Here is a 14,495-nt window from a genome sequence, read left to right on the forward strand (position 1 = left end):
TGAAAGTTATGGCTGCACCATGATGTTTCATTGGCTGCCTTGATGCCCAGCCTCTAAGCTCTTCCCGAATGCTCCCGCACCATGGGAGCGCAACGCAGCGAGGCAACATGCAGCAACAAGTCATCATCATCGGCGGCGGCATCGTCGGTCTGACATCGGCCTGGTGGCTGGCCGAGGCCGGCTACAAGGTCACCTTACTAGAGCGTAACGAACAAGTGGCCATTGCCGCCAGCTACCGCAATGGCGGCCAGCTCAGCTATCGCTATGTGGCGCCGCTGGCGGACGCGGGCGTGCCCTTCAAGGCCTTGCAATGGCTGCTGCAGAAAGACGGTCCCCTGCGCTTTCGTCCCGAAGCGGACTGGCGCCAGTGGCGCTGGCTGGCCAGTTTCTTGCGCAATTGCAATGCTGCCAGCAATGCCCGCACGACGGCCAAGCTGCTGGAATTGGGCGAACTGAGCCGCGCCGGCATGGCGCAGCTGGAATTGACGGTGGCGCCCGACGCGTACGCGCGACGCGAGGCAGGCAAGCTCATCGTCTACCGCTCGCCCGCCATCTTCCAGCGGGCCGTGGCGCGGCCGGAATCGGAAGAGGCGCGCATCGTCCTGTCTCCGTCTGAAGCGGTACAGCGCGAACCGGCGCTGGCCGCCTTGCAGGGTGCCCTGGCGGGCGGCATCTTCACGGAAGGCGAAGCGGTGGCCGATTGCCACGCCTTTTGCCTGGCGCTGGAAGCGCGCCTGCTGCAGCACCCGAATTTTTCCCTGTTACTCAAAGGCGAGGCGCGCCGTCTCGTCACGCGCAATGGCAAGGTCGCGGGCGTCGACACCAGCCTGGGCCTGCTGGAAGCGGACCATTACGTGCTGGCGGCCGGCATCCAGAGCCGCGACCTGGCCGCCACGGCGGGCATCTACCTGCCCCTGTATCCCTTGAAGGGCTACAGCCTGACGGCGCCCATCCGCGCACAGGACAAGGCGCCCGAGATCAGCATCACGGATTTCGAGCGCAAGGTGCTGTATGCGCGCATCAAAGGAGACCTGCGCGTGGCCGCCATGGTCGACATGGTGGGCGCCGACAACAGCATCGACTGGGGCCGTATCGCCGGCCTGACGCGGCTGGCGCGCGAAGCCATGCCGCGCGGCGCCGACTACGACCAGGCCACGGCCTGGGCCGGCCTGCGTCCCGCCACGCCGAACAGCGCGCCGCTGGTGGGTGCCAGCAAGGTAGGCAACCTGTGGCTGAACGTGGGCCACGGCCCGCTGGGCTTTACCTTTGCCGCCGGCACGGCGCGCATCCTCGCCGACGTGATGCAGAACAAGGCGCCGCCGTTCGCGCTGGACTTCCTCAGTCCGAAAAAATAGCTGGCCAGGGCGGCGCGCACGCGCCGCTGCCTTTATGGCGGATAATTGCGGAACTTTACAGTTTCCCTGTCTGCCAACGCATGCCCACACCCCCGACATCTGCCGCCTGCCCCTGCGGCGGCGCCTCCTACGCCAGTTGCTGCGGCCCGTATATCGCGGGCGACGCCCTGCCGCCCACGGCCGAAACCCTGATGCGTTCGCGCTACACGGCCTTCACCCTGCGCGACGAGCCCTATCTGCGCGCCACCTGGCACGCCAGCACCCGTCCCGCCGATGCCTTGTTTGCCGACGAAGAAAAAGTCCACTGGCTGGGACTTGAGGTAAAATCTGCTTTACGTTTACGTCAACGTAAAGCAGAATCAGCAGATCAAGCCGAAGAGACAAACCGCGACAGCGTGGAATTCGTGGCCCGCTACAAGGTCAACGGCCGCGCGCACCGCCTGCATGAAGTGAGCCGCTTCGTGCGCGAGGCGGGCGAGGGCGGTGGCGCCCTGCGCTGGTTTTATCTCGACGGCAGTTTTCCCGAATAGCGCGACCCGAGAGACCGGGCGATAATAAAAAGGAACCGCAATGCCGCATATCGAAAGCAAACTCAATCCGCGCAGTGAAGATTTCAAGGCCAATGCCGCGGCCATGCAAGCCATCGTCGACGATCTGCGCGACAAGGTGGCAAAAATCGCGGCCGGCGGCGGCGAAGCTGCCTGCGCCAAGCACGTCGCGCGGGGAAAACTGCTGCCGCGCGACCGCGTGCAGATGCTGCTCGATCCCGGCACGCCCTTCCTCGAGTTTTCGCAGATGGCGGCCTACGCCATGTACCAGGACGCCAAGGGCGTCGATGCGGCGCCCGCCGCCGGTATCATCACGGGCATCGGCAGGGTCTCCGGCCAGGAATGCGTCATCGTCTGCAACGACGCCACCGTCAAGGGCGGCACCTACTACCCGATGACGGTGAAAAAGCACTTGCGCGCCCAGGAAATCGCCGACCAGAACAACCTGCCGTGCATCTACCTGGTCGATTCGGGCGGCGCCAACCTGCCGAACCAGGACGACGTCTTCCCCGACCGCGACCATTTCGGCCGCATCTTCTACAACCAGGCGAACCTGTCGGCCAAGGGCATCCCGCAGATCGCCGTCGTGATGGGCTCTTGCACGGCGGGCGGCGCCTACGTGCCGGCCATGAGCGACGAATCGATCATCGTCAAGGAGCAGGGCACGATTTTCCTCGGCGGCCCGCCGCTGGTGAAGGCGGCCACCGGTGAAGTGGTGACGGCAGAAGACCTGGGCGGCGGCGACGTACACACGCGTTTGTCCGGCGTGGTCGACCACCTGGCGCAGAACGACCTGCATGCGCTGTCGCTGGCGCGCACCATCGTCTCGAACCTGAACCGCAAAAAACCGCAGCAGATGGACTTGCGCGCATCCGTCGAGCCGAAATACCCGACGCAGGAGCTGTACGGCGTGATCCCCGTCGACACGCGCAAGCCCTTCGACGTGCGCGAGGTGATCGCGCGCATCGTCGACGGCAGCGATTTCGACGAATTCAAGGCCCGCTACGGCACCACCCTGATCTGCGGCTTCGCCCACATCTATGGCGTGAAAGTCGGCATCATCGCCAATAACGGCATCCTGTTCTCCGAATCGGCCCTGAAAGGCACGCATTTCATCGAATTGTGCTGCCAGCGCAAGATCCCCCTCGTCTTCCTGCAAAACATCACGGGCTTCATGGTGGGCCGCAAGTACGAAAACGAAGGCATCGCCCGCAATGGCGCCAAGATGGTGACGGCCGTGGCCACGGCCGCCGTGCCGAAATTCACCGTCATCATCGGCGGCAGCTTCGGCGCCGGCAACTACGGCATGTGCGGCCGCGCGTTTTCGCCCCGCTTCATGTGGATGTGGCCCAATGCGCGCATTTCCGTCATGGGCGGCGACCAGGCCGCGTCCGTGCTGGCCACCGTCAAGCGCGACGGCATCGAAGGCAAGGGCGGCGCATGGAGCGCGGACGAGGAAGCGGCCTTCAAGCAGCCGATCAAGGATCAATATGAACACCAAGGCCACCCGTACTACGCCACCGCGCGCTTGTGGGACGATGGCGTGATCGACCCGGCCGACACCCGCATGGTGCTGGGCCTGGGCCTGTCGGCCGCGCTCAACGCGGAAATCCCGGACACGAAGTTCGGCGTATTCCGCATGTAATCGGCAGGCAAGGGAGAAAACCATGGAATTTGAAACCTTAAAGCTGGTCATCGAGGGCAATGTCGCCACCGTGACCCTGAACCGCCCCGACGTGCGCAACGCCTTCAACGAGACGACGATCGCCGAACTGGCGCGCGCCTTCGAGGGACTGGGACGCAGCGACATGGTGCGCGCCATCGTGCTGGCGGCCAATGGCGCCGCCTTCTGCGCCGGCGCGGACCTGAACTGGATGAAGAAGATGGCAGGCTACACGCATGCCGAAAACCAGGCCGACGCACTGCAGCTGGCGCAGATGCTGCGCACGATTTACCTGTGCCCGAAACCCGTCGTGGCGAAGATCCAGGGCGACTGTTATGCGGGCGGCATGGGCCTCGTCGCCGCATGCGATATCATTCTGGCTGCGGAAGACGTGCATTTCTGCCTGAGCGAAGTGCGGCTGGGACTGATTCCCGCCACTATTTCACCGTATGTCATCAAGGCCATGGGCGAAAACGCGGCACGCCGCTATTTCCTGACCGCGGAGCGATTCTCCGCGCAAGAGGCGCTGCGCATCGGCTTTGCCCACGAGGTAGTCGCTGGCGACGCACTGGACGCGAAAACCGCCGAAGTGCTGAAAGCGCTGACGGGCAACAGCCCGCATGCCGTGGCGCAGGCGAAGACGCTGGTGCGCGAAATCGTCGGCCAACCCGTCGACGATGCGCTGCTGCAGGACACCGCCGAGCGCATCGCGCAGATCCGCGCCTCGGAGCAGGGACGCGAAGGCGTGCAATCGTTCCTCGACAAGCGCAAGCCGAGTTGGCTCATGGGCTAGCAATATCATTGGAGCAGTTTTGAAAGCAGAAAAACAATCGGGCTGGGTCGAACGCAGTCTGCGCAGCGTGTGGCATCCGTGCACGCAAATGCAGCACCACGAGACGGTCCCATTGATCCCCGTCAGCCACGGCCGCGGCGCCTGGCTGTATGATCACGAAGGACGACGCTACCTGGACGCCATCAGTTCCTGGTGGGTGAACCTGTTCGGCCATGCCAATCCCCGCATCAATGCGGAATTGAAGGACCAGCTGGACCGGCTGGAACACGCCATGCTGGCCGGTTTCACGCATGAACCCGTGATCGAGCTGTCGGAAAAGCTCTCCGCCCTGACGGGCGGCGTGCTTGGCCACAGCTTTTACGCGTCCGACGGCGCTTCGGCCGTGGAAATCGCCCTGAAAATGAGTTTTCACGCCTGGCGCAACAGCGGCAAGAGTGACAAACAGGAATTCGTCTGTTTAAAAGGCAGCTACCACGGCGAAACCATCGGCGCCCTGGCCGTCACGGACGTGGCCCTGTTCAAGGATGCCTACGGCCCGCTGCTGCGGGCTACGCAGACGGTGATGTCGCCCGACTTCCGCCAGGCGGCCGAAGGCGAAACGGCGCAGGACGTGGCGCGCCGCGCCGCCTTTGAAGTGGAACAGCTGTTCCAGCAGAAGGCCGACAAGATCGCCGCCATCATCATCGAACCGCTGGTGCAATGCGCCACCGGCATGGCCATGCACGACCCGCTGTACCTGTCGCTGGTGCGCGCCCTGTGCGACCGGTATCAAGTCCACCTGATCCTCGATGAAATCGCCGTCGGCTGCGGCCGCACGGGCACCTTCTTCGCGTGCGAGCAGGCCGGCATCTGGCCCGACTTCGTCTGCCTGTCGAAAGGCATCAGCGGCGGCTACCTGCCCTTGTCGCTGGTGATGACGCGCGAAGACATTTATCAAGCCTTCTACAGCAGCGACGTGCGGCGCGGCTTTTTGCATTCGCACTCGTACACGGGCAACCCGCTGGCCTGCCGCGCGGCGCTGGCCACCCTGTCGATTTTCGAGGAAGACGATGTGCTGGCCACCAACCGCGTGCGCGCCGCGAAAATCACGCAGGCGCTGGCGCCGCTGGCGCAGCATGACAAAGTCAAACACTTCCGCCAGCAGGGCATGATCTGGGCTTTCGATGCGGTGGACGCGGCGCCCGATTTCTCGCGCCGCTTCTTCGGCGCGGCCCTGGAACATGAACTGCTGATGCGCCCCATCGGCGCCACCGTCTACCTGATGCCGCCCTACATCCTCGACGACGCGGAGATCGCGGGACTGGGCCAGCAGACCCTTGCCGTCTTCAACCATGTGATCGGGGCCTGAGATGGAACTGCTCACCCGCTTGAAACAGCAGCTGCAGGGGCTGGAAGAGCGCAGCCTGGTGCGCCGCCGCCGCACCGTCGACACGCCGTGCGCGCCGCGCCTGACGGTGGACGGCCGCGCCATGCTGGCCTTTTGCAGCAATGACTACCTGGGCCTGGCGTCGCATCCGCGCATCGTCGCCGCCCTGCAGGAGGGCGCCACGCTGTATGGCGCCGGCAGCGGCGCGTCGCACCTGATCAGCGGCCATAGCCGCGCCCACGCGCAGCTGGAAGAACGCCTGGCCGATTTCGTGGGCGCCAACCTGGAAGCGGCGCGCGCGCTGTACTTCTGCACGGGCTACATGGCCAATTTGGCCGTGCTGACGGCCCTGTCGGCGGGCGACGCGGAGACCGAGATTTTCTCGGAAGCGCTGAACCACGCTTCGCTGATCGACGGCACGCGCCTGGCCCGCGTAAAAACGCGCGTGTATCCGCATGCGGACCTCGATGCCCTGGCGGGCCTGCTGGCGGCCAGCATGGCGCAGACAAAAATCGTCGTCACCGACAGCGTCTTCAGCATGGACGGCGACCTGGCGCCGCTGCCCGCGCTGCTGGCCCTGTGCGAGCAATACGGCGCCTGGCTGGTGGTCGACGACGCGCACGGCTTCGGCGCGCTGGGAGCCGATGGCCGCGGCGCCCTGGAACACTTCGGCCTGCGTTCGCCCTACCTCGTGTACGTGGGGACCCTGGGCAAGTCGGCCGGCGTGGGCGGCGCCTTTGTGTGCGCCCACGAGGCCGTGATCGAAACCCTGATCCAGAAGGCGCGCCCCTACATCTTCACGACGGCGGCCGCGCCCGCGCTCGCGCATGCGCTGCTGGCCAGCCTGGACATCATCGCCGGCGAGGAAGGCCGGCAGCGCCGCGCCCACCTGGCGGCGCTGGTGGCGCAGTGGAACGCGGGCTTGCAGCTGCAGCGCTGGCAAGCCTTGCCGTCGCTCTCCGCCATCCAGCCCGTCATCATCGGCGAGAACGCGGAAATGATGGCCATCGCCGCCACCCTGTACGAACAGGGCCTGTGGGTCGGCGCCATCCGCCCGCCCACCGTGCCGGCGGGGACGGCGCGCCTGCGCGTGACCCTGTCGGCCGGCCATACGGCGCAGGAAGTGGCGCAATTGATCAATGCAGTCAACACCCTGGAAAGGACTCGCCATGAGCCTTGATGACCCTATCGTGGCCGAGGTGCTGGCGGACCTGGCGCCGGCCGTGCAGCCCGCGCCCGCCGCCACCGGCCTGCCATCGCGCTTTGCCTGTTTCGTCACCGGCACGGACACGGAAATCGGCAAGACCCTGACCTCGTCGGCCCTGCTGCACGCACTGGTGGCGCGCGGCGTGCGCGCCTGCGGCATGAAGCCCGTCGCCGCCGGCGCTGAAATGCGCGACGGCGAGCTGCATAATGAAGACGCCGACAGCCTGATCGCCGCCGGCAACGTCACCATGCTGCCCAGCCTGACGACGCCCTACATGCTGAAGGAACCGGCGGCACCGCACATCGCCGCCGCCCTCGAAGGCGTGAGTATCGAATCGGTGCCCATCCTGGCCGCCTACCTGGAAATCGCCGCCGCCTCGGACGCGGTGGTGGTCGAAGGCGTGGGCGGCTTTCGCGTGCCGCTGTCGCCCGGTTTCGACTCGGCCGACCTGGCGCAGCAGCTCGATCTGCCCGTGATCCTCGTGGTCGGCATGCGCCTGGGCTGCATCAGCCAGGCCTTGCTGACGGTGGAAGCCATCGAAGCGCGCGGCCTGACCGTCATCGGCTGGGTCGCCAACACGCTGGAAGTGGAAATGCGCTTCCTCGACGAAAATATCGAAGCGCTGATCGAGCGCATCCCGGCGCCGCTGCTGGGCAGGGTGCCGCGCCTGGCGCAGCCCAGCGCGGAAGCGGCGGCGGCCTATCTCGATTTCACCGGCCTGCCCAACTGGCCGGCGCAGCAGTCGAAGCATTAAACCAAACACTGATTCAACCAGACACTTAAACGTATCCAAAAATAGAAGCGAAGGAAGCACCATGTCTCACGTCCAAGAAGCAGCAAAAACCGTCGAACTGCACCGCCCCGCGGCGCGCATCACCGTGCCGGAAGCGGCCACCTGGCCCGTCGCCGACGTACTGGCCCTGTTCGACCTGCCATTCAATGAGCTGATGTTCCAGGCCCAGCAGACCCACCGCGCCAACTTCCCGGACGGCGACGTGGAACTGGCGACCCTGTTGTCGATCAAGACGGGCGGCTGCGAGGAAGACTGCGGCTACTGCCCGCAGGCGGCCCGCTACGACACGGGCGTGGAAGCGAAAAAAATCCTCGACATCGACACGGTGCTCGACGCGGCGCGCCAGGCGAAAGCCAACGGCGCCACGCGCTTCTGCATGGGCGCCGCCTGGCGCAGCCCGAAAGAGCGCGACATGGAAAAAGTCGAAGAGATGGTGAGCAAGGTCAAGGCGCTGGGCCTGGAAACGTGCGCTACTCTGGGCATGCTGGAAGAAGGCCAGGCGGACCGCCTGAAGAACGCGGGCCTGGACTTCTACAACCACAACCTCGATACGGCGCCCGAGTTCTACGACAACGTCATCTCCACGCGCGAATACCAGGACCGCCTCGACACCCTGGGCCGCGTGCGCGAAGCAGGCTTGAAAGTATGCTGCGGCGGCATCGTCGGCATGGGCGAGACGCGCTTGCAGCGCGCCGGTCTGATCGCCCAGCTGGCGAACCTGAATCCGTATCCGGAATCGGTGCCGGTGAACCACCTGGTACAGGTGGAAGGCACGCCTTTGTACGGCCTGGAAGCGCTGGACCCGTTCGAATTCGTGCGCACCATCGCCGTGGCCCGCATCACCATGCCGAAGGCGCGCGTGCGCTTGTCGGCGGGCCGCCGCCAGATGGGCGAAGCCGTGCAAGCCATGTGCTTCCTGGCCGGCGCCAATTCCATCTTCTACGGCGACAAGCTGCTCACCACCGACAACCCGGAAGCGGAAGACGACCGCACCCTGTTGAACAAACTGGGTCTGCAGACGCGCGGCGCCATGCTGGACTCGGTGCAGAAAGAGAAGTGCGGCTGCTGATCGAAGTCAACCGGGGTCAGACCCGCCGGGTCTGACCCCAGCTCTTGCTTTTGGGTTAAACAAGAACCCAACGTCTGTCCTGCCGGGGTCTGACCCAAAGGGTCTGACCCCACAATAAAAAACTTCCAGCCACGAGCTGCAAAGAGAGAGACCATGTTCACTAAAATCCTGATCGCCAACCGCGGCGAAATCGCCTGCCGTGTCGCCGCCACCGCGCGCCGCATGGGCATCCAGACCGTCGCCGTGTATTCGGAAGCGGACGCCAACGCCAAGCACGTCGCCGTCTGCGACGAAGCCGTCCTGATCGGCCCCGCGCCGGCCAAGGAAAGCTATCTGTGCGGCGACAAGATCATCGCCGTGGCGCTGGCGACAGGGGCGCAGGCGATCCACCCGGGCTATGGTTTCCTGTCCGAGAACGCCGACTTCGCCGACGCCTGCCACGCGGCGGGCCTCGTCTTCATCGGCCCGCCGGCGTCCGCCATGCGCGCCATGGGCTCGAAATCGGCCGCCAAGTCGCTGATGGAAAAGGCGAATGTACCGCTGGTGCCCGGCTACCACGGCGAAGAACAGGATGCGGACTTTTTGCACACGCAAGCTGACAAGATCGGCTACCCCGTCCTGCTGAAGGCCTCGGCCGGCGGCGGCGGCAAGGGCATGCGCGTCATCGAGCAGTCCGCCGACTTCAAGGCCGCGCTGGCCTCGTGCAAGCGCGAAGCGATCAGCTCCTTCGGCGACGACAAGGTGCTGGCCGAAAAATACCTGTCGCGTCCGCGGCATATCGAAATCCAGGTGTTTGCCGATACCCTGGGCAACTGCATCTATCTCTTCGAGCGCGATTGCTCGGTGCAGCGCCGCCACCAGAAGGTGCTGGAAGAAGCGCCGGCGCCGGGCATGCCGGCGGAGCGCCGCGCGGCCATGGGCGAGGCGGCCGTCGCCGCCGCCAAGGCCGTCGGCTACGTGGGCGCGGGCACGGTGGAGTTCATCGCCAACCAGGATGGCTCGTTCTACTTCATGGAGATGAACACGCGCCTGCAGGTGGAACACCCGGTGACGGAAATGATCACCGGCACCGACCTCGTGGAATGGCAGCTGCGCGTCGCCTTTGGCGAGCCGCTGCCGAAAAAACAGCATGAACTGGCCATCCACGGCCACGCCATCGAAGCGCGCATCTACGCGGAAAATCCGGAAAAAGGCTTCCTGCCGTCGATCGGCACCCTGCGCCACATGCAGTCGCCACCGGCCGTGACGTTCGAGCTGGGCGGCACGGTCGCCCCGGCCGGCGTGCGCATCGATTCGGGCGTGCGCGAAGGCGACGCCATTTCGCCTTTCTACGACCCGATGATCGCCAAGCTGATCGTCTGGGGCGCGGACCGCCGCGAAGCGCTGGCGCGCATGGCGCAGGCGCTGGCGGACTACCAGATCGTCGGCCTGGCCAGCAATATCGCCTTCTTGAAGCGCCTGGTCGAAGGCCAGGCATTCTCCAGCGCGGACCTGGACACGGGTTTGATCGAGCGCAATCACGACGCCCTGTTCCCCGCCCTGCAGGCGGCACCCGACACGGCCCTGGCGCTGGCGTCCGTCGCCCTGCTGTTGGAAGAAAAAGCGGCCGCCGAAACGCAGTCGACCAACCGCGCCGACCCGTGGGGCAATGCCCTGGGCTGGCGTTTGAACAGCACCCTGGGCCGCAGCCTGGCGTTCGGCGACGAATTTAGCCAGGCCGGCGACGGCAAGGCCTATGCCGCGCGCATCGCCTATCAAAACGATGGCTGGCTGTTCAACGGCCTGCCCCTCACCTTGACGGCGCGCCAGGGCAACGAGCTGCACATCAAGCTGGGCGAGCATGCCGTGCACGGCACCGTGCTGCGCGACGGCGAACAGTTCCACGTATTTAGCAAGGGCTTGCACCACACCCTGCACTACAGCGACCCGATGGCCCACGCGGGCGAAACGGAAGCGGAAGGCGGCCGCCTGACGGCCCCCATGCCGGGCAAGGTCGTCGCCGTGCTGGTCAATCAAGGCCAGGACGTCAAGAAGGGCGAGCCGCTGGTCATCATGGAAGCGATGAAGATGGAGCACACCATCGCCGCGCCGCACGACGGCCTGGTGGAAGAGGTGCTGTACGCCGTCGGCGACCAGGTGGCCGATGGCGCGCCGCTGCTGGCCTTCAAGGCTGCCGCTTAAGGAGCGCCCTTGGAAACGTCCATGCGCATTCTTCTACAACGTTCGGACGGCAAGGAAGCGGCGTGGATCGCCGATTTCAAGGACTTGCTGCCCGAAGCGCAGATCCACTTCTGGCGCGAAGGCGAAACGGCCGCGCCCTGCGACTACGCCGTCGTGTGGCAGCCGCCGGCCGCCATGCTGCCCGTATTGAGCGAGGTCAAAGCCATCTTCAACACGGGCGCCGGCGTCGACGCGCTCCTGAAATTCGGCGACGCGCTGCCCGCCCGCGTGCCGCTGGTGCGCCTGGACGACGCGGGCATGGGCGTGCAGATGGCCGAATATGTGAGCCACGCCGTGCTGCGCCATTTCCGCCGCTTCGACGACTATGAGGCGCAGGGCCGCGCCGGCATCTGGCAGCCGCTGCCCGCGTTCGAGAAGACGGATTTCCCCGTCGGCGTGCTGGGCATGGGCGTGCTGGGCACGCGCGTGCTGCAGGCGCTGGCACAGTTCGAGTTCCCCCTGCGCGGCTGGAGCCGCAGCCAGAAACAGGCCGATGGCGTGGCCTGCTTCGCGGGCGAGGAGGGACTCGAAGCATTCTTGCGCGGCACGCGCGTGCTGGTCTGCATGCTGCCCCTCACGCCGGACACGCACAACCTGCTCGACCGCGCGCGCCTGTCCATGCTGCTGCCGGGCGCCTACGTCATCAACGTGGCGCGCGGCGCGCATCTCGCCGAGCCGGACTTGCTGACCCTGATCCGCTCCGGGCATATCGCCGGCGCGACCCTGGACGTGTTCCGCAACGAGCCGCTGCCGCAGCAGCACCCGTTCTGGCAGGAACCCCGCATCACCATCACGCCGCATATTTCGGCGGCCACCCTGCGCCGCGAAAGCGTGGCGCAGATCGCCGCCAAGATGCGCCGCCTGCACGCCGGAGAAGCAGTCGCCGGCATCGTCAACCGTTTGCAAGGATATTGAAATGAACGCTCAAGCCAATTTGCCGAAACAGGTCAAGATCGTCGAAGTGGGCCCCCGCGATGGCCTGCAAAACGAAAAGGAAACCATCAGCGCCGCCGTGAAGATCGAACTGGTCGACCGCCTGACCTCGGCCGGCTTCGCCAACATCGAGGCGGCATCCTTCGTGTCGCCGAAATGGGTGCCGCAGATGGCCACCAGCGCGGAAGTGATGGAGAAAATCGCGCGCCGCCCCGGCACGATCTATTCGGCGCTGACGCCGAACATGCAAGGCTTTGATGCGGCGCTGGCGGCGAAGGCCGATGAAGTGGTGATCTTCGGCTCGGCGTCGGAAGCGTTCTCGCAAAAGAACATCAACTGCTCGATCGCCGAATCGATCGCCCGCTTCGAAGGCGTGGCGAAGGCGGCCAAGGAACACGGCCTGCGCCTGCGCGGCAGCATCAGCTGCGCCTTCGGCTGCCCCTACCAGGGCGACGTGCCGCTCGACGCCGTGGCCGACGTGGTGGGGCGCATGCGCGACCTGGGCTGCGACGAGATCGACATCGCCGACACCATCGGCGTGGCCACGCCGCGCAAGACGCAGGCGGTGATGGAGCGCGCGATTGCCGCCTTCCACGTGGGCGGCCTGTCCGGCCACTTCCACGACACCTACGGCCAGGCGCTGGCGAATATCTACGCCAGCCTGGAGGTGGGTATTGCGATTTATCATTCGTCCGTCTCCGGCCTGGGCGGCTGCCCCTACGCCAAGGGCGCCACCGGCAACGTGGCCACCGAGGACGTGCTGTACATGATGCAAGGGCTGGGCATCGCCACCGGCATCGACCTGGACCTGGTGGTGGACGCGGGCCAGTTCATCTCGCAACAACTGGGCCGCAAGGGTTCCAGCCGCGCCGGCAACGCCATCGCGGCGAAACGCGCAGGCTGACCTCAGGGGGCAGCCCCTCGGCGCCAGCACAGCCGGGGTCTGCCCCCGGCAGTGCAAATGCAAGGGGCAACCGTACAGACGAAAAAAAACCCAAGAGTCGAAACTCTTGGGTTTTTTTCTACAAATTTGGTCGGAGTACAAGGATTCGAACCTTGGACCCCCTGGTCCCAAACCAGGTGCGCTACCGGGCTGCGCCACACTCCGAAGACCAAGATAATACAGGCCGTATCGACTTCGGTCAAGGGTCAGGTGAAACTCTGTGTAAATTATTTACGCGCGGCACTGGGACGCATGTATTTTTCAAAACAATTGAAGTATGCGACACTGGCCAGGCAAGTTATCCCGATCAGACATGAAGGCGACGACGGCAATGAATTTCAGTATCGAAAGAAACGACGGAAACGGCGGCGGCCAGCCCATGCCGAACCGCCGCGGCATCGCGCTGGGCATCGCCGTGTCCCTGCTGCTGCATGGCGCCTTGATCTATCTTTGGCGCCATGTGCAGCCGCCCGTCCAGCCAGACACGGCCCCGCGCGTGGAATCGATTGCCGTATGGATACGCCCGCTGGCCGCCAAGCCCCCCCCGCCCCCGCCGCCTGTCGAAGCCGTCAAGCCGCAGCGCGAACCCAAGCCCGTCAGCAAGCCGAAACGCGCCGCCCCCCGGGAAACGCCGGCGGCGGCCACGGCACCCGCGTCCAGCCCGCAAGCCATCACGGTGGTCCCGGCAGCACCGGCTACCAGTCCCGGCACCTTGACGCAGGACACGCCGAAATTCGACATGGAGGCGGCCAGGCGGACGGCGCGCCAGGTGGCGGGCGAGCGCGACCCGTCCAAGGTGGGCACGGCCGTGGGGCAGATCCCCGACAAGCCCCTGCAAACGGAAACCCAGCTGGCGCGCGACATCGCGCAGGGCAAGCGCGGCGACTGCCGCACCGCCTATGCGGGCGCCGGCTTGCTGGCGCCCGTGTTGATGCTGCTGGACAAGAAAGACAGCGGCTGCAAATGGTAATTATTTAGCAACACACCCATTTTGGCAGGATCCCACCCCAAATAGAAAGGCAAGGAGCCGCTTATTCCTGCCCCTTCAACTGCAACGCCCGCTCATACAGGGCATTTTTCTTGCGGCCCGTGATCTGCGCCGTCAGGTTCGCCGCCTGCTTGACGCTGCATTCGGCCAGCAGGATGTTGAGGATGCGTTCCGCTTCCACGTCTTCCGCATCCTGCGCTTCCGTGGCGCCTTCCAGCAGCACGACGAATTCACCCTTTTCGCGGTGCGCGTCGGTGCGGATCCAGCTTTCCGCCTCGGACAGGGGGCAGCGGTGGATTTCCTCGAACAGTTTCGTCAGCTCGCGCGCGAACACCACCTGGCGCGTCGGCTCGAACGCTGCCGCCAGGGCCGTGGCGCAATCGAGGATGCGGTGCGGCGCTTCGACTGCATTCATTCGCTCGATCGGCCTTCGCTGCTCACGGCGCTGGCCCGCGCGATGGACAAGCTGGGCCGCCGCGTGCCGCTGTTCGTGCAGGTGAACATCGGGGCGGAGGAGCAGAAGGGCGGCTGCGCGATTGCCGATCTGCCCGCGCTGCTCACCGAGGCGCGCACGGCGGACCTGCCGGTGATCGGCCTGATGTGCGTCCCCCCCGCCG

The 14,495-nt window shown here is 65.6% G+C and carries 12 protein-coding genes, 1 tRNA gene and 1 pseudogene; 12 read left to right on the plus strand and 2 right to left on the minus strand.

What is annotated here, in order from left to right:
- Positions 1-68 precede the first annotated feature (68 nt).
- The 11 genes from EBS11_RS24130 to EBS11_RS24180 all read left to right on the plus strand — a co-directional run bounded on the left by EBS11_RS24130 (position 69) and on the right by EBS11_RS24180 (position 12,851).
- A complete protein-coding gene (locus tag EBS11_RS24130) occupies positions 69-1,355 on the plus strand; it encodes a D-amino acid dehydrogenase (protein ID WP_290607255.1) in 1,287 nt (428 codons plus the stop codon).
- A gap of 80 nt (positions 1,356-1,435) precedes the next feature.
- Positions 1,436-1,885 (plus strand): YchJ family metal-binding protein, encoded by a 450-nt coding sequence (locus EBS11_RS24135; protein WP_290607257.1) that lies wholly within the window; start codon positions 1,436-1,438, stop codon positions 1,883-1,885.
- Positions 1,886-1,925: 40 nt separating this feature from the next.
- On the plus strand, positions 1,926-3,548 hold the full coding sequence (locus EBS11_RS24140) for a carboxyl transferase domain-containing protein (protein WP_290607259.1): 1,623 nt from the start codon (positions 1,926-1,928) through the stop codon (positions 3,546-3,548).
- Positions 3,549-3,570: 22 nt separating this feature from the next.
- Positions 3,571-4,359, plus strand: a complete 789-nt coding sequence (locus EBS11_RS24145) for an enoyl-CoA hydratase/isomerase family protein (protein ID WP_290607261.1) — start codon at positions 3,571-3,573, stop codon at positions 4,357-4,359.
- Positions 4,360-4,378: 19 nt separating this feature from the next.
- Complete coding sequence (bioA, locus tag EBS11_RS24150; RefSeq protein WP_290607263.1) at positions 4,379-5,707, plus strand: adenosylmethionine--8-amino-7-oxononanoate transaminase; 1,329 nt, start codon at positions 4,379-4,381, stop codon at positions 5,705-5,707.
- Between the two features lies 1 nt (position 5,708).
- Entirely contained in the window at positions 5,709-6,905 is a 1,197-nt protein-coding gene (gene bioF / locus EBS11_RS24155; RefSeq protein WP_290607265.1) for an 8-amino-7-oxononanoate synthase, read from the plus strand.
- Positions 6,895-7,686, plus strand: coding sequence for a dethiobiotin synthase (bioD, locus tag EBS11_RS24160; RefSeq protein WP_290607267.1), 792 nt, complete (start codon positions 6,895-6,897; stop codon positions 7,684-7,686). Before bioF ends, bioD begins: the two co-directional genes overlap by 11 nt.
- 61 nt (positions 7,687-7,747) lie before the next feature.
- A complete protein-coding gene (gene bioB, locus EBS11_RS24165) occupies positions 7,748-8,794 on the plus strand; it encodes a biotin synthase BioB (RefSeq protein ID WP_076564578.1) in 1,047 nt (348 codons plus the stop codon).
- A 153-nt stretch (positions 8,795-8,947) separates the two neighbouring features.
- On the plus strand, positions 8,948-10,975 hold the full coding sequence (locus EBS11_RS24170) for an acetyl/propionyl/methylcrotonyl-CoA carboxylase subunit alpha (RefSeq protein ID WP_290607271.1): 2,028 nt from the start codon (positions 8,948-8,950) through the stop codon (positions 10,973-10,975).
- 21 nt (positions 10,976-10,996) lie between these two features.
- On the plus strand, positions 10,997-11,929 hold the full coding sequence (locus tag EBS11_RS24175) for a glyoxylate/hydroxypyruvate reductase A (protein ID WP_290607273.1): 933 nt from the start codon (positions 10,997-10,999) through the stop codon (positions 11,927-11,929).
- A gap of 1 nt (position 11,930) precedes the next feature.
- Positions 11,931-12,851, plus strand: coding sequence for a hydroxymethylglutaryl-CoA lyase (locus EBS11_RS24180; RefSeq protein ID WP_290607275.1), 921 nt, complete (start codon positions 11,931-11,933; stop codon positions 12,849-12,851).
- A gap of 127 nt (positions 12,852-12,978) precedes the next feature.
- On the opposite strand, the gene EBS11_RS24185 is transcribed toward EBS11_RS24180, so the two are convergent.
- Positions 12,979-13,055: transfer RNA gene (locus tag EBS11_RS24185), tRNA-Pro, on the minus strand.
- Positions 13,056-13,221: 166 nt separating this feature from the next.
- Here EBS11_RS24185 and EBS11_RS24190 point away from each other — a divergent pair.
- Positions 13,222-13,860, plus strand: coding sequence for a hypothetical protein (locus EBS11_RS24190; RefSeq protein WP_290607277.1), 639 nt, complete (start codon positions 13,222-13,224; stop codon positions 13,858-13,860).
- Between the two features lie 61 nt (positions 13,861-13,921).
- Here the strand turns inward: EBS11_RS24190 and EBS11_RS24195 are convergent.
- Positions 13,922-14,495: pseudogene (locus EBS11_RS24195) on the minus strand (rRNA (cytidine-2'-O-)-methyltransferase); the annotation flags it as partial.

Origin of the sequence: Janthinobacterium sp., assembly GCF_009923995.1 — a bacterium.
GTDB lineage: Bacteria > Pseudomonadota > Gammaproteobacteria > Burkholderiales > Burkholderiaceae_D > Janthinobacterium.